We start from the raw sequence: 20,385 nt of genomic DNA on the forward strand, positions 1-20,385 counted from the left end.
TAGAATCACCGGCTCTTTCCAAAGTGGCCGGATCCATGATTTCCAATTTGCTCAAGAAAATCTTCGGCAGCCGCAACGACCGGCTGCTGAAGCAGTATTCGGCTGTCGTCAGGACCATCAATGCGCTCGAACCGCGCATCCAGGCCTTGTCCGACGACGAATTGGCAGCCCAGACGCCAGCCTTCAAAGCGCGGCTGGCCAATGGCGAGCCGCTCGACAGCCTGTTGCCCGAAGCGTTCGCGGTGGTGCGCGAAGCGGCGCGGCGTGTGCTCGGCATGCGCCACTTCGACGTCCAGCTGATCGGCGGCATGGTGCTCAACGACAACAAGATCGCCGAGATGCGCACTGGCGAGGGCAAGACCCTGGTGGCGACACTGCCGGCGTATCTCAATGCGCTGACCGGCCAGGGCGTGCATGTCGTCACCGTCAACGATTACCTCGCCAGCCGTGACGCGGCCTGGATGGGGCGTGTCTACAACTTCCTCGGCCTCACGGTGGGCTGCAATCTGCCGCACATGGATCACGCCGCCAAGCAGGCCGCCTATGCCGCCGACATCACCTATGGCACCAATGGCGAGTTCGGTTTCGATTACCTGCGCGACAACATGGTCTATTCCGCCAGCGAGCGGGTGCAGCGCGGACTGAACTACGCGATCGTGGATGAGGTCGACTCGATCCTCATCGACGAGGCGAGAACGCCGCTGATCATCTCCGGCCAGGCCGAGCAGCACACCGATCTCTACGTCAAGATGAATGCCGTGCCGCCCTTGCTGGAAAAAGGCGTCGCGGCGCAGAGCCCGGAAGAGAAGGACACGGGCGACTTCATCGTCGATCTCAAGGCCCATTCGGTGCTGCTCACCGAGCAGGGGCACGAAAAGGCAGAGCGCATCCTCGCCCAGATGGGCCTGCTGCCGGAGGGCAGCAGCCTCTACGACCCGCACAACATCCTGCTGATCCACCATCTCTATGCCGCGCTGCGTGCACACCACCTGTTTCACCGCGACCAGCATTACGTGGTGCAGAACGGCGAGGTGATCATCGTCGATGAATTCACCGGCCGCCTGATGGTCGGGCGGCGCTGGTCCGATGGGCTGCATCAGGCGGTGGAGGCGAAGGAGGGCGTGCCGATCCAGTCGGAAAACCAGACGCTGGCCTCGATCACCTTCCAGAACTACTTCCGCATGTACAAGAAGCTGGCCGGCATGACCGGTACGGCCGACACGGAAGCCTACGAATTCCAGCAGATCTATGGTCTCGAGACGGTGGTCATCCCGACCAACAAGCCGATGATCCGTAAGGATCTGAACGACCAGATCTACCGCACGGCGAAGGAGAAATACCAGGCGATCCTCAATGACATCAAGGATTGCCACCAGCGCGGCCAGCCGGTGCTGGTCGGCACCACCTCGATCGAGAACTCCGAACTGCTCTCCGGGCTGCTCGACAAGGAAAAGTTGCCGCATCAGGTGTTGAACGCGAAGCAGCACGCGCGCGAGGCCGAGATCGTCGCCCAGGCCGGCCGACCGGGCATGATCACCATCGCCACCAACATGGCCGGCCGCGGCACCGACATCGTGCTCGGCGGCAACGTCGAAAAGCAGATCGAGATGATCCGCGCCGATGCGAAGCTCTCGCCCGAAGCGAAGGAGGCGAAGATCGCAACGCTGAAGAGCGAATGGGCACAGCTTCACGAGCAGGTGATCAAGGCCGGGGGGCTACACATCATCGGCTCCGAGCGTCATGAATCGCGGCGCATCGACAACCAGTTGCGCGGTCGCGCCGGCCGCCAGGGCGATCCGGGTTCCTCGCGCTTCTATCTGTCGCTCGAAGACCCGCTCTTGAAGATCTTCGCCGGCGATCGCCTGAATGCGATCATGGTGCGCCTGAAGATGCCGGAAGGCGAACCGATCGAGCATCCGCTGGTCACGCGTTCGCTCGAATCGGCGCAGCGCAAGGTGGAACAGCGCAACTTCGACATCCGCAAGCAGCTGCTCGAATATGACGATGTCGCCAACGACCAGCGCAAGGTGATCTACCAGCAGAGGAACGAGCTGCTCGATGCCGCGGATATTTCCGACACGATTCATGCCATGCGCCAGGGGGTGATACACGATCTGTTCCGTGAGTTCGTCCCCCCCGAGAGCGTCGAGGAGCAGTGGAACCTGGCCGGCCTCGAAACGGCGCTGGCCGGCGAGCTGGCGCTCAAGCTGCCGGTCGTGCAATGGGTCAAGGATGATCCCAAGCTCAACGACGACGATCTGTTGAAGCGCATCCTCGATGCCGCCGATGCCGCCTATGCGGAGAAGGTGGCGAAGGTGGATCTCGCTGCCTGGCAGGGCTTCGAGCGCAGTGTGATGCTGCAAAGCCTCGACAACCACTGGCGCGAGCATCTCGCCGCACTCGATCATCTGCGTCAGGGCATCCACCTGCGTGGCTACGCGCAGAAGAATCCGAAGCAGGAATACAAGCGCGAGGCCTTCGAGCTGTTCGAGGCTTTACTGAACACGGTGCGCAACGAGGTCACGCGTCTGTTGATGACCGTCGAGATTCGCAGCGAAGCGCAGATCGAGGAAGTCGAGCAGACTCATCCGCGGGTCGAGAACGTGCAGTATCACCATGCCGACTACGAAGAAGCGCTCGCCAGCGCGGCCACGGCCGAGAAAAAGCCCCAGCCGCTGGAGCGCGCCTTGCCCAAGGTCGGCAGGAACGACCCCTGCCCCTGCGGTTCCGGCAAGAAGTACAAGCACTGTCACGGCAAGTTGAGTTGAACGAGCTCTCTACCATCGCCGAAGACGGCGGCGACATCGTCATCCTCGATCAGACGAAGCTGCCGCGCGAGACGACTTATCAGCGGCTGAAGACCTTGGCCGATGCCGCTCATGCGATCCGCTCGATGCAGGTGCGCGGCGCGCCCTTGATCGGCGCCACGGCGGCCTATGGCGTCGCGCTGGGTCTCCGGGAAGGCAAACCGCTCGACGAAATCCTCGCCACGCTTGCTGCGACACGGCCGACGGCCGTCAATCTGCATTGGGCGCTGGAGAGGATGCGCCGCGTGCTCGAAAAATCGGCGCTGGCGGAACGGCTCCCGCGCGCCTGGGAAGAGGCGCGCGCCATCGCTCGCGAGGACCGTGAGGCGAATGCTGCGATCGGGCGGCATGGTCTGGCCGTTCTCGAAGCCATCGTCGAGCGCAAGGGTGCCGTCTCGGTGATGACCCATTGCAATGCCGGTTGGCTGGCCACCGTCGCCCACGGCACGGCGCTGGCGCCGATCTATGCCGCCCACGCAGCGGGACTCGCCGTGCATGTCTGGGTTTCCGAAACCCGCCCGCGCAACCAGGGTCGGCTCACCGCCTGGGAACTCGCGCAGTCGCAGGTTCCCCATACGTTCATCGCCGACAATGCTGCGGGCCTGCTGATGATGCAAGGCAAGGTGGATGTTGTGATCGTCGGCGCCGACCGCATCGCCGCCAATGGCGATACCGCCAACAAGGTCGGCACCTATCTGAAGGCGCTCGCCGCCCATGCGCACGAGGTGCCGTTCTATGTCGCGGCGCCGGTGTCGACGATCGATTTCGCCTGCCCAAATGGCGCGCAGATCCCGATCGAGGAGCGTGCCGCGGAGGAATTCGGCGAACTGCACACACCGGTCGCCAACCCGGCCTTCGACATCACGCCGGCCGCACTGATCTCCGGCATCATCACCGAACGCGGGATCGTCGCCGCGAATGAGCTCCTGCGACTGAAGCCATGAGCGATCTCGCCGCCGCCGTGCTCGCCACTGCGCGGGCGATGAACGCCTCTGGGATCAATCGCGGCGCCGCCGGCAATGTCAGCGCGCGTGACGGGGAGGGTTTCATCATCACGCCGACCGGCATGGCCTATGACCAGTGCATTGCGGCGGACATGGTGAAAGTCGGCGCTGACGGCACGGCACAGGGAAGGCGCAGGCCCTCGTCCGAATGGCGTTTCCACCACGACATCTATGCCACCCGGCCAGAGGCCGGGGCGATCCTCCATGCGCATTCGCCGTTCGCCACCGCGCTCGCCTGCCAGGAACTCGACATCCCGCCTTTTCACTACATGATCGCGCGCTTCGGCGGTGAGACGGTGCGCTGTGCGGCTTATGCCACCTTCGGCACGCAGGCGCTTTCCGATGCCATCGTCGCGGCGCTGACCGATCGACGCGCCTGCCTGATGGCGCACCACGGCATGGTGGTGTTCGGCGCCGATCTCGACGAGGCCCTGGCGCTGGCGATCGAGTTCGAGGCGCTGTGCGAGCAGTACTGGCGCGTGTTACAGCTCGGCGCACCGAAGCTTTTGCCGGCCGACGAGATGGCGCGCGTGATCGAGAAGTTCAAGAGCTACGGCAAGCAGTAGACCATCGTGGCAGTCGGGCGGTTACGCACGAAAGGGCTGCGCAGCGTTGGCGCAGGGCCGCGCACTACCCACGAAGGCCCGCACAACGGGCATCTCGGACATCAGACGGCCATGCCGCTGCCGGACAACATGCGCCTGATCTCGGGCACGCAGGAACCGCACGAGGTGCCGCACTTGAGTTTCTCCTGCAGCGTCGCGAGGTCGGCGCCGGCGGCGATTGCGCGCATGATTTCATCCTCGCTGACGTCGAGGCAGTTGCAGATCACCTTGCGCGGCGCGGCCGCCGCCACGGGCGGCTCGGCGCGCGGGGCGAAGAGCCAGCGGCGCAGGGCATCGATGGGCACGCCGTCCTTCATCGCCGCACGCAGCCAGTTTCCCGCTTGGTCCTCGCCGGCGAGCAGGAGGCCGGCCAGCCGTTCGTCCTCGATCCTTGCGCGTTTGATCACGTTTTTGGCCGGATCCCGGTAGGCAAGGCAGGCGCCCTCGGGCATCTCCAGCACGCGGGCGATCTGTTCGATGCGCGCGGCGGGCATCGGCTCGGCCGTTGCCACGCGCAGGGCGACGAGGGGGCGTTCGCGGCCGTCGAGGGTCAGCGTGGCATAGTCAAACCCGGCCAGCAGCGGAGCGAGTTTCGCGCGCCAGGCCAGCACGGTTTCGTGCGCGTCTGCCGCCAGGCCCGGCGAGCGCAGCGCCACCAGCCGCCACGGTAGGGTGGCCGGCTCGACGCGCAGCGCGGCGTGCTTGAGTTCGGGCTGCTTCGAGACCGGGTCGAAGGCCGGGATGGTCAGCACGTTGACGCCGTCGTGCGACAGGCTGCGCGCGCCCCAGTGCATGGCGACGAAGGCCTGCCCCGGGCGCACTTCCTCGCTGGCGGCGACGGGCAGCACGATCTCGCCGCGCCGGCTCTTCACGCGTATCAGCTGGCCTTCCTGCCAGCCGCGGCGGTTTAGGTCGGAGGGGTGCAAATGGATGCGCGGCTCGGGCTCGTGGCTGTAGAGGCGCGGCACGCGGCCGGTGCGGCTCATGCCGTGCCACTGGTCGCGCAGGCGGCCGGTGATGAGGCGGAAGGGATGGCGGGCGTCGGGCGCCTCGGCGGTGAGGCGCGTGTCGATGGGAATGAACTTCGCCTTACCGTCGGGGAAGGCGAAGTGGTGGTCGGCGTAGAGGCGCTGCGTGCCTTTGTTCTCGATCACAGGCCACTGTAACGGGCCGAGCTGGTCGAGCGCATCGTGTGACAGAGTGCTGATGTCGAGATCGCGGCCCAAAGTCGTTTTGACGTACTCGGCGAAGACCTCTTCGACCGAATGGAAGTCAAAGCGTGCCGTCCTGCCAGCGCCGATTTTTTTAGAAAGCTTGAGTGCAAAGTCGCGGGCAATGCGCCAGTCGGCGCGGGCCTCTCCGGGTGGAGGCACGGCGGCGCGCACGCGCGAAATGCGGCGCTCGGAGTTGGTGACGGTGCCGTCCTTCTCTCCCCAGGTCGCGGCGGGGAGCAGCAGGTCGGCATAAGCGGCGGTCTCGGTGTCGGCCCAGGCATCCTGCACCACGACGAACTCGGCGTTGGTCAGCGCCTGTTTCACTTTCGCGAGGTCGGGCAGCGACTGGGACGGGTTGGTGCAGGCGATCCACACCGCCTTGATGCTGCCTTCGGCAAGTGCGTCAAACATTTCCACGGCTGTTTTGCCGGGACGATCGGGCAAGGCGGGAATGCCCCACAGCGCGGCCAGCTCGGCACGGTCGGCGGGATTGTTGATGTCGCGGTGGCCGGGCAGAAGATTGGCCATCGTACCGGTTTCGCGTCCTCCCATGGCATTGGGCTGGCCGGTGAGCGAGAAGGGGCCCATACCGGGTTTGCCGATCTTGCCGGTGGCCAGATGCAGGTGGATGAGTGCGGCGCCATTGGCAGTGCCGTGGATCGACTGATTGAGACCCTGGCACCAGAAGGAGAGCGGGGCTTTCGCGTGGCCGAACATGCGAGCGGCGGTGACGATTTCCTCGGGCTTCAAGCCGCAGGCGGCGGCAACGGCACCAGGGGTGAGTTCGGCAAGCTGCGCGCGCAATGCGTCGAATCCGCAGGTGTGCGCCTGGATGAAGGCGTTGTCGGCCAGTCCCTCCCAGAGCAGCACGTGGAGCATGGCCGAATAGAGTAGGGCATCGCTGCCAGGAAGGATCGCCAGGTGCAGGGAGGATGAAGCGGCGGTGTCGGTGCGGCGCGGGTCGACGACGATCAGCTTGAGATCGGGATTCTTCTCACGCGCGGCCTCGATGCGACGGAAGACGATGGGGTGGGCATAGGCGGTGTTCGAACCGGCGATCAGGATCAGATCGGCCAGATCGATATCCTCGTAACAACAGGGTACCGCGTCGCTACCCAATGTGGCTTTGTAAGCGGCAACCGCCGAGGACATGCACAGGCGCGAGTTGGAGTCGATGTTGTTGGTGCCGACCAGCGCGCGCGCCAGCTTGTTGAAGACGTAGTAGTCCTCGGTCAGGAGCTGGCCGGAGACGTAGAAGGCGACGGCGTCCGGGCCGTGCTCATGGATGATCGCGGCGAAACGCTCGGTCGCGACCTCCAGCGCGTTGTCCCAGGAAGTCGGCGCCGGCAGGACGGTGCGGCTCTCGCGCAGCAGCGGTACGGTGGCCCGCCCCGTACGCACGGCCGAAAGATGTAGGGTGTTGCCCTTCGAGCAGAGCTTGCCGAAATTGGCCGGATGATCGGGGTCGCCCCGCACGCCGACGATCCTGTCGCCGGCGGCCTGGACGATGACGCCGCAGCCGGTGCCGCAGTAGCAGCAGACGCTGCGCGTCTCGGTCAAAGTGCGATCCATACCATCCCGCCTTCGACCTTGGTCGGATAAACCCTTGCGCAGCCCTTGTCCGGCGCGACCGCCTCGCCGTTTTCGAGCTGAATCTTCCAGGCGTGAAGCGGGCAGGTGACCACCTTGCCGGCCACGAGTCCTTGCGACAGCGGGCCGCCTTTGTGGGGACACTTGTCATGCAGGGCGAAGACTTCGTCATCGGCGGTGCGAAACACCGCGATCGTGCCGCTTGCGCTGTTTACCTGGCGGCTGCCGAGGCGGGGGATTTCGTCCAGGGGACAGACTTTTTTCCACTCGTTCATTCAGACCACCTCCAGTGCGACATATTCTGCGGGCTGCTTCACCGCCGCCGACCAAGGGTCTTCGTAGCCTTGCAGGGCGTAGAGCAGGCGCTCGTAGAGTTCGGCACGGCGGTCGGGATCGTCGACGACCTGTGCCTTGACGTAGTCGAGACCGACGCGGGCGACGTAGTGGCAGGTGCGCTCCAGATACCAGCCTTCCTCACGGTAGAGCTGCAGGAAGGCACCAGCGAATTCGAGCACCTCGGCATCCGATTTCACCTTGCAGAGAAACTGGGCGACCTCGGTCTTGATGCCGCCGTTGCCGGCGATATAGATCTCGTAGCCCGAGTCCACCCCGATCACGCCGACGTCCTTGATGCCCGCTTCGGCACAGTTGCGCGGGCAGCCGGACACCGCGAGTTTCACTTTATGTGGCGCCCACATGCCGAACAACATTTTTTCCAGCTTGACGCCCATGTCCATCGAGCGCTGAGTGCCGAAGCGGCAGTGCTCGGCACCGACGCAGGTTTTCACCGTGCGGATCGACTTGCCGTAGGCGTGGCCGGAAACGAGACCGGCCTTGCCGAGATCGGCCCAAACTTTGGGGAGATCCTCCTTGCGGATTCCCAGCAGATCGATGCGTGCGCCGCCGGTCATCTTCACGGTCGGCACCTGGTATTTTTCCGCCACGTCGGCGATCACGCGCAGTTCGGCCGGCGTGGTGAGACCGCCCCACATGCGCGGCACGACGCTGAAGGTGCCGTCCTTCTGGATGTTGGCGTGGGCACGCTCGTTGATGAAGCGGGATTGTGGATCATCCTCGGCCTCGTGCGGCCAGGTAGAGATCAGGTAGTAGTTGAGGGCCGGGCGGCAGGTGGCGCAGCCGTTGGGCGTCTTCCAGCCGAGCTCACGCATCACGGCGGGAATCGACAACAGCTTCTTGTCGCGGATTGCGGCCCGCACGACGCCGTGCGAATGTTCGGTGCAGCCGCAGACCGGCTTGTCGTGGGTATCGGCCGGCTGGTAGGCGCCGCCGACGGTGGAGGCGAGGATCTGCTCGACCAGGCCGGTGCAGGAGCCGCAGGAACTGGAGGCCTTGGTGTGCTTGCGCACGTCCTCCAGCGTGAACAGGCCGTGGGTCTTGATCGCCTTGACGATGTCGCCCTTGCAGACGCCGTTGCAGCCACAGACCTCGGCCTCGTCTGGCATCGCGGCGGCCCTGTTTTGGCCGGCGTGACCCGCATCGCCGACGTGGTGGCTGCCGAACATCAGGTGGTCGCGAATGTCGGCGATGTTCTGCCGGTCCTTCAAAAGCTGGAAATACCAGGCGCCGTCGCCGGTGTCGCCGTAGAGCACGGCACCGGCGAGCGTGTCACCCTTGATCACCAGCTTCTTGTAGATCCCGGCAGCGGGATCGGCCAGCACGATCTCCTCGCTACCTTCGCCGCCCATGAAATCGCCGGCCGAGAATACGTCGATGCCCGTGACCTTGAGTTTGGTCGAGGTCACCGAGCCGGTATAGCGGCCGATGCCGATGCGCGCCAGGTGGTTCGCGCAAACCTTGGCCTGCTCGAACAGCGGGGCGACCAGACCATAGGTGACGCCACGATGTTCGACGCATTCGCCCACCGCATAGATTTTCGGATCATAGGTTTGCATCGTGTCGGAAACGACGATGCCGCGCTGGCAATGGAGGCCGGCGTTTTGCGCAAGCACGATGTTCGGGCGAATGCCGACGGCCATGACCACGAGATCGGCGGGGATGCTCGTGCCGTCGTTGAAACGAACGGCGGCGACGCGCCCCGATTCACCGGCGACCAGCTCGGAAGTCTGCTTGCCGAGCAGGAACTTCAAGCCCTTGTTTTCGAGAGACTTCTGCAGCAGGTCGGCGGCGGTCTTGTCGAGCTGGCGCTCCATGATCCAGTCGGCCAGGTGCACCACGGTCACGTCCATGCCGCGCAGCGCGAGGCCGTTGGCGGCTTCCAGCCCGAGCAGGCCGGCGCCGATGACGACGGCATGGCTGTAATGCTTGGCGGCCTCGATCATCGCCTCGGTGTCGGCGATGTCCCGGTAGGCGATCACGCCCGGCAGGTCCTTGCCCGGCACCGGCAGGATGAAGGGCGAGGAGCCGGTGGCCAGCAGCAGTCTGTCGTAGCTGGCCTCGGTGCCGTCGGCGGCGATTACCTTCTGGGCCTTGCGGTCGATCTTCACGACCTGCTTGCCGAGATGCAGGGTGATGCCGTTGTCGCGGTACCAGGCGAGGTCGTTGAGGACGATGTCGTCGAATTTCGTTTCGCCTGCCAGCACCGGCGAGAGCATGATGCGGTTGTAATTGGGGTGCGGCTCGGCGCCAAACACCGTGATGTCGTAGAGATCGGGGGCGAGCTTCAAGAGCTCCTCGAGGGTACGGCAGCCAGCCATGCCGTTGCCGACCATCACCAGTTTCTGTTTCTTCATTTCTTTCTCCGTCAGGCCGCCAGCGGGTGGGACTGCTTGGCGTAGAGAAACTCGATCACCGCCGAGCGGTATTCCATGTACTTCGGGTCGTGGGCGAGGCTCAGGCGCTCGCGCGGGCGCGGCAGGTCGACCCTCAGGATTTCGCCGATGGTCGCGGCCGGGCCGTTGGTCATCATCACGATGCGATCGGAGAGCAACACCGCCTCATCGACGTCGTGGGTGACCATCACCACCGTGGCCTTGGTCGCGTCGCAGATCTTCATCAGCTCGTCTTGTAGCCGGGCGCGGGTGAGGGCGTCGAGCGCGCCGAAGGGTTCGTCCATCAAGAGCACCTTCGGCTCCATCGCCAGGGCTCTTGCGATCCCCACGCGCTGCTTCATGCCGCCGGAAATCTCGCCCGGATACTTGTGCAGGGCGTGGCCGAGGCCGACCATTTCGAGCATTTTCGTCGTGCGTTCTTTGAGGCGTGCCTTCGGCTCGTTGGCGGCGAAGACACGCTCGACGGCGAGATAGACATTCTCGAAGCAGGTGAGCCAGGGCAGCAGGCTATGGTTTTGGAACACCACCGCGCGTTCCGGGCCGGGGCCGGCGATTTCGCGGTTGGCGCAGAGTATCGCGCCGGCGGTCGGCTTGGTCAGACCGGCGATCAGGTTGAGCAGCGTGGATTTACCGCAGCCCGAGTGGCCGATCAGGGAGACGAACTCGCCCTGCCGGATGTTGAGGTCGATGTCGCGCAGGGCGACGAACTTGCCCTTCTGGGTGTCGAAGGACATGCCGACTTTTTCAACTTGCACGAACTTTTCCATTTCAGCTCTCCGTGTGCAGACGCTTGGCCAGCAGCAGCAAGGTTTGTTCGAGGATCAGGCCGACGATGCCGATGACGAAGATGGCGATGATGATGTGCTCGACCTTGAGGTTGTTCCACTCGTCCCACACCCAGAAGCCGATGCCGACGCCGCCAGTGAGCATCTCGGCCGCGACGATCACCAGCCAGGCCGTGCCGATCGACAGCCGGATGCCGGTCAGCATGTAGGGCAGCACGCTGGGGAACAAGATCTTGGTGACGATCTTCCACTCGGACAGGTTGAGCACGCGCGCCACGTTGAGGTAGTCCTGCGGCACGCGCACCACGCCCTGGGCGGTGTTCATGATCATCGGCCAGATGGAGCAGATGAAAATCGTCCAGGTCGCGGCCGGGTCGGCCTTCTTGAACACCAGCAGGCCGATCGGCAGCCAGGCGAGCGGCGAGACGGGCCGCAGCAGGCTGATGATCGGGTTTGCCATGCTCGAGAGCGTGGCGAAACGCCCGAGCAGGAAGCCGACCGGGATGCCCACCAGTGCCGCGAAGCCGAAGCCGACGGCGACGCGCTGCAGCGAGGAAAGGATGTTCCAGCCAATGCCCTGGTCGTTCGGCCCGTTGCGGTAGAACGGGTCGGCGAAGAGCTTTGTCGCTGCCTCCCAGGTTTGGCCCGGGGTCGGGATGCTGCCACCGTTCATGGTGGCCAGTTGCCAGATGGCGAGCAGCAGCACCAGACCCATGACCGGCGGCAGGATGGCGGCGAAGAAGGCGCGCATCGCCGCCGAGTTCTGCTCCGTGGTGCTCGGCCCGACGAGTTGCGAAGGAGGCGGAGGCGGGGGTACGCTCAGTTTCGCCGTCCCAGATGGAAAGCTGGCCGGCTGTGCCGTCGCGCTAGCGCCGACTTTCATGGCATGGATGGTCATTGCCGTCATGACATACTCCTTGTGCGTGTTATGCCTTGACCTTGAAGCCGTCGGCGTACTTCTTGGGATCCTTGCCGTTCCAGACCACGCCGTCGATCAGTTTCGATTCGCGCAACTCGCTCTTGGGCAGCGGCACCTTGAGCTGGCTGGCCGCTTCCTTGTAGAGGTCGATGCGGTTGACCTTCTTCGCTACGGCGAGATAGTCCGGGTGTTCTTTCAATAGTCCCCAGCGCTTGTGCTGGGTCATGAACCACATGCCGTCGGAGAGGTAAGGGAAGTTGACCGCGCCGTCGTTGTAGAACTTCATGTGGTTCTTGTCGGACCAGCTCTTGCCCAGGCCGTTTTCGTACTGGCCGATCATGCGGCCGCGGATCACCTCGACATCGGTGTTGACGTAAGCCTTGGCGGCGATGATCTCGGCGGTCTTGCTGCGGTTGCTGGCGGAGGCATCGATCCACATCGAGGCTTCGAGCACGGCCATGATGACGGCGCGTGCGGTGTTCGGGTACTTGGCGACCCATTCGGCCGTGGTGCCGACGACCTTTTCCGGATGATCGACCCAGACGTCCTGCGAGGTGGCGACAGAGAAGCCGACCTTGTCGATGATCGCGCGCTGGTTCCAGGGCTCGCCGACGCAGAAACCGTCCATGTTGCCGACGCGCGCGTTGGCGACCATCTGCGGCGGCGGCACGACGATGGTCTTGACGTCCTTGAACGGGTTGATACCGTAGGTGGCCAGCCAGTAGTAGAGCCACATCGCGTGGGTGCCGGTCGGGAAGGTCTGGGCGAAGGTGTATTCCTTCTCCTTCTTCGCCACCAGCTTGGCGAGCGATTCGCCATCGGTGACACCCTTGTCCTTCATCTGGCTCGACAGGCTGATGCCCTGGCCGTTGTTGTTGATGGTCATGAGGACGTTCATGTCCTTCTTCGGCCCGCCGATGCCGAGCTGGACGCCGTAGATCAGGCCGTAGAGCACATGCGCGGCGTCGAGCTCGCCATTGATCAGCTTGTCGCGCACGCCGGCCCAGCTCGCTTCCTTGGTCGGCACGATCTTGATGCCATACTTCTTGTCGAAGCCCATCACCGAGGCCATGACGATGGAAGCGCAGTCGGTCAGCGGGATGAAGCCGATCTTCACCTCTTCTTTCTCGGGCTTGTCCGAGCCGGCGGCCCAGACGTGTGGCATCGCGGTCATGAGCGCGGCTCCCGTGGCGAGGCGCAGGAAATCGCGGCGTGTCGTTTCAACTGAAGCAGGTGAAGGGCAGGTAGTTTCATTTTTCATCTCGATCTCCGAAGGACAATAAAAAAGGCGTCGATCGCCAACCCGCGTTCGTCGGGCTTGCAATCAGACGCCGTTGTCTGGTGGCCGGGCCGCCGTTGGCCCGGACTTGCCGGCTAAACCGCAATCATCGTGCCAGTCATCGCGTGGAAAAAGAAAACCATTGCAAAACAACAGAGATGCCCGCGAAAGCCGGCGCTGGCGAGACGGCATGTCTGCTCGTGCAAGCTGCACTGCTTCTGTGCGGCTTGCGTTCTATTTGCACGGGTTTAGTGCGCGTTAACGTGAAAATACGGAGCAAAAAGTGCGCCGCCATTTGTTTCCTTGACGGCAGTCTGCCTTCGCGGCGCAAGCCGCGCTGATCGTCTCCCCTCCCGCGAGGGAGGGGCTGGGGGAGGGCGGGCGTTTATTTTTGCGCATGGGTATTTCATCCTCCGCGGGTGCCGATTGCCGGCATGCGCGTTAGAGCAGCAGCTCCGCCATCTCGACAAGGCTGGCGGCCACCTTGCCGAGCGGCTGCGACTTTTCCATCGCCAGCTTGCGCAGCGCCGCATAGGCAGCATCCTCGTCCATGCCGCGCGTCTTCATGAGGATGCCTTTGGCCTTTTCGATGATCTTGCGCTCGGACAGCTTGCGGCTCGTCTCGGCGAGCTCCCGCCTGAGCGTCTGGAGTTCCTCGAAGCGCGCGATGGCGACCTCGACCACCGGCTTGAGCCGGTCGATCTCGAAGCCATCGACGACGTAGGCCGCTACGCCGGCCTTGATCGCCGACCGGATCGTCTCGCTGTTGCCATCCTGCGTGAACATGACCACCGGACGCGGCATCGACTGGCTCATCACGGCCAAATGCTCGAGCGTGTCCCGCGACGGCGACTCGGTATCGATCAAAATGATGTCCGGCTTGATTTCCTCGATGCGGCTGATCAAGTCGAGCGCCGAAGGCAGAACTGCCGCGACCTGATGGCCGGCCTTGATCAGTCCGGCGCAGACTTCCATCGCGCGCTGCTGGGATTCGTCAATGACGAGGATGTTGGCCATACCGCTGCTATAGCAACTTGCGCGCCACTGTTCATCTTTCTGAAGGCCGAATGAATACTTAAGGTTTGTTCATAATCGAGCGCAGCGAGCCAGTCTGGAACCCCCCACGAGGGGGGCGAAGGGGGGGCGGGCGGTCACGAAAGGGCTGCGCAGCGTTGGCGCAGGGCCGCCCCAAGCCAACGCGGCACGCGGCGAAGCCGAAAATCACCCCTGCTTGGCGACGAAGAGCCCGTCACATTTGCGAGCGTAGCGAGCCAGTCTGGAACCCCCCGCGAGGGGGGCGAAGGGGGGTGGGCGTTTACTCATAGCGCACGTCGAGGATTTCGTATTCGCGCCGGCCGCCGGGCGTCTGCACCTCGACGACGTCGCCGGCGAACTTGCCGATCAGCGCACGGGCGACGGGCGAGTTGAGCGAGATCTTGTTCTGCTTGATATCGGCTTCATCGTCGCCGACGATCTGGTAGCTGACCGTCTGGCCGGCGTCAATGTCCTCGATGTCCACCGTGGCGCCAAAGACGACGCGTCCGTCGGCATCGAGCGTACGTGGGTCGATGATCTGGGCATTGGCGAGCTTGCTTTCGATCTCGGCGATGCGGCCCTCGATGAAGCCTTGCCGTTCCTTGGCGGCATCGTATTCGGCGTTTTCGGAGAGATCGCCGTGCGAGCGCGCCTCGGCGATCGCGGCGATCACTGCCGGCCGATCCACGGTTTTCAGGCGCTGCAGCTCGTCCTTGAGCTGCTGGGCGCCGTTGAGGGTCAGGGGAATCTTGCTCATGGATGCAATTCGGCGTGCAGCGCCTGCAGCGCATAGGTCTCGAGGCCGGAGTGCTGCATGCCGATACAGGCGGCGCGCGCTCCCTCGATGGTGGTAAACAAGGTCACCTTCTGGCTCAGCGCCGAGGTGCGGATCGAGCGCGAAGCCTGAATGGCCGTGCGTTTCTCATCGACGGTATTGACGATCAGGGCGATCTCGTCATTCTTGATCATGTCGACGATGTGCGGGCGACCTTCACTGACCTTGTTGACCGCGGCGACCGGAATGCCGGCGGCTTCGATCGACGCGGCCGTGCCACTCGTTGCCAGCAGCGTGAAACCGAGTTGGTGCAGCAGCCGCGCGACTTCGATGGCCTTGTGCTTGTCGGCGGGCTTGACGCTGATGAACGCCTTGCCGGCTTTGGGCAGACGCGTGCCGGAGGCGATCTGCGACTTGACGAAGGCTTCGCCGAAGCTGCGGCCGATGCCCATCACCTCGCCGGTCGATTTCATCTCCGGGCCGAGCAGGGTATCGACGCCCGGGAACTTGTTGAACGGGAATACCGCTTCCTTGACCGAGAAGTAGGGCGGCACGACCTCGTGCGTGATGCCCTGCTCGGCAAGGCTGCGGCCGGCCATGCAGCGCGCGGCGATCTTGGCCAGCGGCAAACCGGTGGCCTTGGAAACGAACGGCACCGTGCGCGAGGCGCGCGGGTTGACTTCCAGCACATAGACGACGGAATCGGGCCCATGTCCCTGGATCGCGAACTGCACGTTCATCAGGCCGACGACGTTGAGCGCCTTGGCCATCAGCGCGGTCTGGCGCCGCAGCTCGTCCTGCACCTCGCGGCTCAGCGAAAAAGGCGGCAGCGAACAGGCGGAATCGCCCGAATGCACGCCGGCCTGCTCGATGTGCTCCATGATGCCGCCGATGATCACCTGTTGGCCATCGCACAGCGCATCGACATCGACCTCGGTGGCATCGTTCAGGAAGCGGTCGAGCAGCACCGGCGAATCATTGGAAACCTTGACCGCCTCACGCATATAGCGCTCGAGATCCTTCTCTTCATGCACGATTTCCATCGCCCGACCACCGAGCACATAGGAGGGGCGCACGACCAGCGGATAGCCGATCTCGGCGGCGAGCCGCAAGGCATCCTCTTCGGTGCGCGCGGTGCGGTTCGGCGGCTGCTTGAGGCCGAGCGTATCGAGCAACTTCTGGAAACGCTCACGGTCTTCCGCGGCATCGATCGACTCCGGCGAGGTGCCGATGATCGGCACGCCAGCGGCTTCCAGCGCCAGTGCGAGTTTGAGCGGCGTCTGGCCACCGAATTGGACGATCACGCCGACGGGCTTTTCGACATGGACGATCTCGAGCACGTCTTCGAGCGTCAGCGGCTCGAAATAGAGGCGATCCGAAGTGTCGTAGTCGGTCGAGACGGTCTCCGGGTTGCAGTTGACCATGATGGTCTCATAGCCGTCCTCGCGGCACGCCTGCGCCGCATGCACACAGCAGTAATCGAATTCGATGCCCTGGCCGATGCGGTTCGGGCCGCCGCCCAGCACCATGATCTTCTTCTTGTCCGTGGGCTGGGCCTCGCACTCTTCCTCGTAGGTCGAATACAGATAGGCGGTGCTGGTGGCGAACTCCGCGGCACAGGTGTCGACACGCTTGTAGACCGGCCGCACCCCCAGCGCGTGCCGCCGTGCGCGCACCTCATGTTCGGAGGTCGACAACAGATGGGCGAGACGGCGGTCCGAGAAGCCCTTGCGCTTGAGCTGGCGCAACTCGTCGGCAGCAAAGGAATCCAGCGTGCGCTGCTCGATGGCGAGTTCCAGATCGACCAGCTCCTTGATCTGGGCGAGGAACCAGGGGTCGATGCGGGTGAGCCGATGCACCTTGTCGATCGACATGCCGATGCCGAAGGCATCGGCGACGTACCACAGCCGCTCCGCCGACGGGCGCGCCAGCTGTTCGTCGATGGTGTCCGGGTCGACGCTCTTCAGGTTGAAGCCGTCCACACCGACCTCCAGACCGCGCAGCGCCTTCTGCAGCGATTCCTGGAAGGTGCGGCCGATCGCCATCACCTCGCCGACCGATTTCATTTGCGTGGTGAGCGTCGCGTCGGCCTGGGGGAATTTCTCGAAGGTGAAGCGCGGCACCTTGGTGACGACGTAGTCGATCGACGGCTCGAACGAAGCGGGCGTGGCACCGCCGGTGATCTCGTTCTTCAGCTCGTCGAGCGTATAGCCCACCGCCAGTTTGGCGGCGACCTTGGCGATCGGAAAGCCGGTGGCCTTCGAGGCGAGCGCCGAAGAGCGCGACACGCGCGGGTTCATCTCGATCACGATCATGCGCCCATCCTTGGGGTTGATCGCGAACTGCACGTTCGAACCGCCGGTGTCGACGCCGATCTCGCGCAGCACGGCGATCGCGGCATCGCGCATCAGCTGATATTCCTTGTCGGTGAGTGTTTGCGCCGGCGCGACGGTGATCGAATCGCCGGTATGCACCCCCATCGGGTCGAGGTTCTCGATCGAGCAAACGATGATGCAGTTGTCGTGCTTGTCGCGCACCACCTCCATCTCGAATTCTTTCCAGCCCAGCAGTGATTCCTCGATCAGCAGCTCGTGGGTGGGTGAGGCTTCGAGGCCGCGCTTGCAGATCTCGATGAATTCTTCCTGGTTGTAGGCGATGCCGCCGCCCGAGCCGCCCATCGTGAAGGAAGGCCGGATGATGGTGGGAAAGCCCATCGCGCCTTGCACTTGCTGCGCTTCTTCCAGGCTGTGGGCGATGCCGGAACGTGCCGAGCCCAGCCCGATCTTCGTCATCGCCTTCTTGAATTTCTCGCGGTCCTCGGCCTTGTCGATCGCCTCGCGCGATGCGCCGATCAGCTCGACGCCATATTTTTCCAGCACGCCATGTTTGGCGAGATCGAGCGCGCAGTTCAACGCCGTCTGACCGCCCATGGTCGGCAACAGCGCGTCGGGCTGCTCTTTGGCGATGATGTTTTCCAGCACCTGCCAGGTGATCGGCTCGATGTAGGTGACATCCGCCATTTCCGGGTCGGTCATGATCGTCGCCGGGTTGGAATTGACGAGGATGACCTTGTAGCCTTCTTCCTTCAGCGCCTTGCAGGCCTGGGCGCCGGAATAGTCGAATTCGCAGGCCTGGCCGATGATGATCGGGCCCGCGCCGATGATGAGGATGGAGTGAATGTCGGTGCGTTTAGGCATTCGTGTTTTTCTCCATCATCGCGATGAAGCGATCGAACAGATAGGCGACGTCGTGCGGGCCGGGGCTCGCTTCGGGGTGGCCCTGGAAGCACAGCGCCGGACGGTCGGTCCAGGCCATGCCCTGCAGCGAGCCGTCGAACAACGAGACATGGGTGACCTTGACGTTTGCCGGCAACGTCGCCGGGTCGACGGCGAAGCCGTGGTTCTGGCTGGTGATCAATACCTGGCCGGTGTCCAGGTCCTTGACCGGGTGGTTGGCGCCATGGTGGCCGAACTTCATCTTCAACGTCTTGCCACCGGCGGCCAGACCCATCAGCTGATGGCCGAGACAGATGCCGAAGGCGGGAATCTTGCGGTCGAGGAGTTCCCGGATCGCGGCGATCGCGTAGTCGCAGGGTTCGGGATCGCCCGGCCCGTTGGAGAAGAATACGCCGTCCGGGTTCATCGCCAGCACCTCGCTGGCGGGGGTTTGCGCCGGCACGACGGTGAGGCGGCAGCCGCGGCTGGCGAGCATGCGCAGGATATTGCGTTTGACGCCGAAGTCATAGGCGACGACATGGAATCTGTCCTGTGCCGGTGCCGTGTAGCCAGCGCCGAGTTTCCATTCACCTTCGTTCCATGAATAGGGCTTGGAGGTGGTGACGACCTTGGCGAGATCCATGCCGGCCAGTCCCGGGAAGGCGCGTGCCCGGGCAATCGCGTCATCCGCATCGAGGTCCTCGCCGGTCATCAGACAGCCGGCCTGCGCGCCTTTCTCGCGCAAGATGCGGGTGAGTTTGCGGGTATCGATGTCGGCGATGGCGACGACGTTCTCGCGCTTCAGATAATCGCTGAGCGTCTGTTCGGAACGGAAGTTCGAGGCAATGAGGGGCAGATCGCGGATCACCAGCCCGGCGGCGTAAATCCGGTCTGCCTCGCAGTCTTCGCGATTGATGCCGGTATTGCCGATGTGTGGGTAGGTGAGGGTGACGATCTGGCGCGTGTAGGAAGGATCCGTGAGGATCTCCTGATAGCCGGTCATCGCGGTGTTGAACACCACTTCCCCGACCGATACGCCGGTCGCGCCGATGCCCTTGCCCCGAAATACCGTTCCGTCGGCGAGGGCGAGCAAGGCAGACGGAAATGCGGTCAAAATCGGGCTCCTGGTCGAATATTGCGCCGCATCAATCCATTAAAAACAGGATGATGGGCAAACCGGCGCATTATAGCCGATTCGCCTCGCCTTCGGCGGACGCGGCTATCTCAGCCCGAGGACATCCTGCATGTCAAACAGGCCGTTCTTCTTGTCGCGCAGGAAGCGCGCGGCACGCAAGGAACCCAGCGCATACGACATCCGGCTCGCCGATTTGTGGGTGATCTCGATGCGCTCACCCGTGCCGGCGAACAGCACGGTGTGATCGCCGACGATGTCGCCGCCACGGATCGTCGAGAAGCCGATTTGCGTCGCCGGCCGTTCGCCGGTGTGACCTTCGCGGCCGAAGACGGCACAGGACTTCAGATCGCGGCCGAGTGCCGCAGCGACGACCTCGCCCATGCGCAGTGCGGTGCCGGAAGGCGCATCGACCTTGTGGCGGTGGTGCGCCTCGATGATCTCGATATCAAAGCCCTCGTTGAGGATGCGTGCCGCGACGTCGAGCAGCTTGAAGACGGCATTCACGCCCACTGCCATGTTCGGCGCGAAGACGATCGGAATTTCCTGTGCGGCGGCGACGATCTGCTGCTTCTGCTCGCTGGTGAAGCCGGTAGTGCCGATCACCATATGCACGCCCAGGCGGCGGCAGATTTCCAGGTGTTTGAGCGTGCCTTCTGGACGGGTAAAGTCGATCAGACAGTCGGCCTGGGAAATCGCCGCTGCGGCGTCGTCATCGACATCGAAGGCGGCGGCAAGCTCGGCATCGGCCGCGGCATTGACCGCCTCGATCAGCATCTTGCCCATGCGGCCGTTCTTGCCGGCAATCGCGTAACGAATCGTCGTCATGGTTCAGTCCTTCTTCGGTTCGGCAGGGACTTCGATGATGCGCGAGGACGGGGCAGGTGCCGCTTCGTCCGTCGCGCCGGCTTCAGCTGACGGCACGACATCACCCCCGACGCGCACCAGCTTGTCGTCCTCGAAGAACACCGACAGCCGGCGCAACTGCACCTCCCCGCGGCCGGGCTGGAAGCGATAGACATAGTCCCAGCGATTGGCGTGGAAGATGTCGGTCACCAGCGGGGTGCCGAGCGCGAAACGCACCTGGTCGCGGCTCATGCCCGGCTTGAGTTTCGCCACCATCTCCTGGGTGACGAAATTGCCCTGGCGCACGTCGATGCGATAAGGCGAGAGGCGGGAGGTGATGTCCGGTGCGCTGGAACAGGCAGTGAGAGCGGTGACGAGCAACAGCAGGCTCGGAAGCGATGGGCGCGACGGCATGGACGGGAAGGGAAA

General features: G+C 63.9%; 15 protein-coding genes. 3 read left to right on the forward strand and 12 right to left on the reverse strand.

The window, feature by feature from the left end; genetic code table 11:
* Positions 1-35 precede the first annotated feature (35 nt).
* From secA to M52SOB_RS03835, 3 genes are read left to right on the forward strand one after another with little or no spacing between them, the layout of a single operon-like run.
* Positions 36-2,768 carry a preprotein translocase subunit SecA gene (gene secA / locus M52SOB_RS03825; RefSeq protein WP_131110651.1) on the forward strand — a complete coding sequence of 911 codons (2,733 nt, stop codon included), beginning with the start codon at positions 36-38 and terminating at the stop codon, positions 2,766-2,768.
* Entirely contained in the window at positions 2,765-3,751 is a 987-nt protein-coding gene (gene mtnA / locus M52SOB_RS03830) for an S-methyl-5-thioribose-1-phosphate isomerase (protein ID WP_131110652.1), read from the forward strand. The genes secA and mtnA overlap by 4 nt, the downstream gene beginning before the upstream one ends.
* Positions 3,748-4,377, forward strand: a complete 630-nt coding sequence (locus tag M52SOB_RS03835) for a class II aldolase/adducin family protein (RefSeq protein WP_131110653.1) — start codon at positions 3,748-3,750, stop codon at positions 4,375-4,377. Before mtnA ends, M52SOB_RS03835 begins: the two co-directional genes overlap by 4 nt.
* Positions 4,378-4,478: 101 nt before the next feature.
* Here M52SOB_RS03835 and M52SOB_RS03840 read toward each other — a convergent pair whose 3' ends face one another.
* The 12 genes from M52SOB_RS03840 to M52SOB_RS13900 form a co-directional block, all read right to left on the reverse strand.
* Positions 4,479-7,202 carry a nitrate reductase gene (locus M52SOB_RS03840; protein ID WP_131110654.1) on the reverse strand — a complete coding sequence of 908 codons (2,724 nt, stop codon included), beginning with the start codon at positions 7,200-7,202 and terminating at the stop codon, positions 4,479-4,481.
* Entirely contained in the window at positions 7,187-7,495 is a 309-nt protein-coding gene (nirD, locus tag M52SOB_RS03845) for a nitrite reductase small subunit NirD (protein WP_131110655.1), read from the reverse strand. The genes M52SOB_RS03840 and nirD overlap by 16 nt, the downstream gene beginning before the upstream one ends.
* Complete coding sequence (gene nirB / locus M52SOB_RS03850) at positions 7,496-9,931, reverse strand: nitrite reductase large subunit NirB (protein WP_131110656.1); 2,436 nt, start codon at positions 9,929-9,931, stop codon at positions 7,496-7,498.
* An 11-nt stretch (positions 9,932-9,942) separates the two neighbouring features.
* Positions 9,943-10,737 (reverse strand): ABC transporter ATP-binding protein, encoded by a 795-nt coding sequence (locus M52SOB_RS03855; protein ID WP_131110657.1) that lies wholly within the window; start codon positions 10,735-10,737, stop codon positions 9,943-9,945.
* Position 10,738: 1 nt separating this feature from the next.
* Entirely contained in the window at positions 10,739-11,662 is a 924-nt protein-coding gene (ntrB, locus tag M52SOB_RS03860) for a nitrate ABC transporter permease (RefSeq protein WP_131110658.1), read from the reverse strand.
* A gap of 19 nt (positions 11,663-11,681) precedes the next feature.
* Positions 11,682-12,935 (reverse strand): CmpA/NrtA family ABC transporter substrate-binding protein, encoded by a 1,254-nt coding sequence (locus tag M52SOB_RS03865; protein ID WP_131110659.1) that lies wholly within the window; start codon positions 12,933-12,935, stop codon positions 11,682-11,684.
* Positions 12,936-13,394: 459 nt separating this feature from the next.
* Positions 13,395-13,970: an ANTAR domain-containing response regulator gene (locus M52SOB_RS03870; protein WP_131110660.1), complete on the reverse strand. Its 576-nt coding sequence runs from the start codon at positions 13,968-13,970 to the stop codon at positions 13,395-13,397.
* Positions 13,971-14,268: 298 nt separating this feature from the next.
* The gene (gene greA / locus M52SOB_RS03875) at positions 14,269-14,745 is read right to left on the reverse strand and encodes a transcription elongation factor GreA (protein ID WP_131110661.1); all 477 of its coding nucleotides are present in this window, start codon (positions 14,743-14,745) and stop codon (positions 14,269-14,271) included.
* On the reverse strand, positions 14,742-17,960 hold the full coding sequence (carB, locus tag M52SOB_RS03880; RefSeq protein ID WP_131110662.1) for a carbamoyl-phosphate synthase large subunit: 3,219 nt from the start codon (positions 17,958-17,960) through the stop codon (positions 14,742-14,744). The genes greA and carB overlap by 4 nt, the downstream gene beginning before the upstream one ends.
* Positions 17,953-19,092, reverse strand: coding sequence for a glutamine-hydrolyzing carbamoyl-phosphate synthase small subunit (carA, locus tag M52SOB_RS03885; protein WP_131110663.1), 1,140 nt, complete (start codon positions 19,090-19,092; stop codon positions 17,953-17,955). The genes carB and carA overlap by 8 nt, the downstream gene beginning before the upstream one ends.
* A 105-nt stretch (positions 19,093-19,197) precedes the next feature.
* Positions 19,198-19,938: a 4-hydroxy-tetrahydrodipicolinate reductase gene (gene dapB, locus M52SOB_RS13895; protein ID WP_172601738.1), complete on the reverse strand. Its 741-nt coding sequence runs from the start codon at positions 19,936-19,938 to the stop codon at positions 19,198-19,200.
* 3 nt (positions 19,939-19,941) lie between these two features.
* Complete coding sequence (locus tag M52SOB_RS13900) at positions 19,942-20,370, reverse strand: outer membrane protein assembly factor BamE (RefSeq protein WP_172601739.1); 429 nt, start codon at positions 20,368-20,370, stop codon at positions 19,942-19,944.
* Positions 20,371-20,385: the final 15 nt, after the last annotated feature.

The sequence above is a fragment of the Sulfuricystis thermophila genome, assembly GCF_004323595.1.
Taxonomy (GTDB): domain Bacteria; phylum Pseudomonadota; class Gammaproteobacteria; order Burkholderiales; family Rhodocyclaceae; genus Sulfuricystis; species Sulfuricystis thermophila.

What these genes read in the sequence shown, in the direction of transcription:
- secA (WP_131110651.1), top strand. Translation starts at nt 36, where the DNA reads ATGATTTCCAATTTGCTCAAGAAAATCTTCGGCAGCCGCAACGACCGG.
- M52SOB_RS03835 (WP_131110653.1), top strand. Translation starts at nt 3,748, where the DNA reads ATGAGCGATCTCGCCGCCGCCGTGCTCGCCACTGCGCGGGCGATGAAC.
- M52SOB_RS03840 (WP_131110654.1), bottom strand. Translation starts at nt 7,202, where the DNA reads ATGGATCGCACTTTGACCGAGACGCGCAGCGTCTGCTGCTACTGCGGC.
- nirD (WP_131110655.1), bottom strand. Translation starts at nt 7,495, where the DNA reads ATGAACGAGTGGAAAAAAGTCTGTCCCCTGGACGAAATCCCCCGCCTC.
- nirB (WP_131110656.1), bottom strand. Translation starts at nt 9,931, where the DNA reads ATGAAGAAACAGAAACTGGTGATGGTCGGCAACGGCATGGCTGGCTGC.
- M52SOB_RS03855 (WP_131110657.1), bottom strand. Translation starts at nt 10,737, where the DNA reads ATGGAAAAGTTCGTGCAAGTTGAAAAAGTCGGCATGTCCTTCGACACC.
- ntrB (WP_131110658.1), bottom strand. Translation starts at nt 11,662, where the DNA reads ATGACGGCAATGACCATCCATGCCATGAAAGTCGGCGCTAGCGCGACG.
- M52SOB_RS03865 (WP_131110659.1), bottom strand. Translation starts at nt 12,935, where the DNA reads ATGAAAAATGAAACTACCTGCCCTTCACCTGCTTCAGTTGAAACGACA.
- M52SOB_RS03870 (WP_131110660.1), bottom strand. Translation starts at nt 13,970, where the DNA reads ATGGCCAACATCCTCGTCATTGACGAATCCCAGCAGCGCGCGATGGAA.
- greA (WP_131110661.1), bottom strand. Translation starts at nt 14,745, where the DNA reads ATGAGCAAGATTCCCCTGACCCTCAACGGCGCCCAGCAGCTCAAGGAC.
- carB (WP_131110662.1), bottom strand. Translation starts at nt 17,960, where the DNA reads ATGCCTAAACGCACCGACATTCACTCCATCCTCATCATCGGCGCGGGC.
- dapB (WP_172601738.1), bottom strand. Translation starts at nt 19,938, where the DNA reads ATGACGACGATTCGTTACGCGATTGCCGGCAAGAACGGCCGCATGGGC.
- M52SOB_RS13900 (WP_172601739.1), bottom strand. Translation starts at nt 20,370, where the DNA reads ATGCCGTCGCGCCCATCGCTTCCGAGCCTGCTGTTGCTCGTCACCGCT.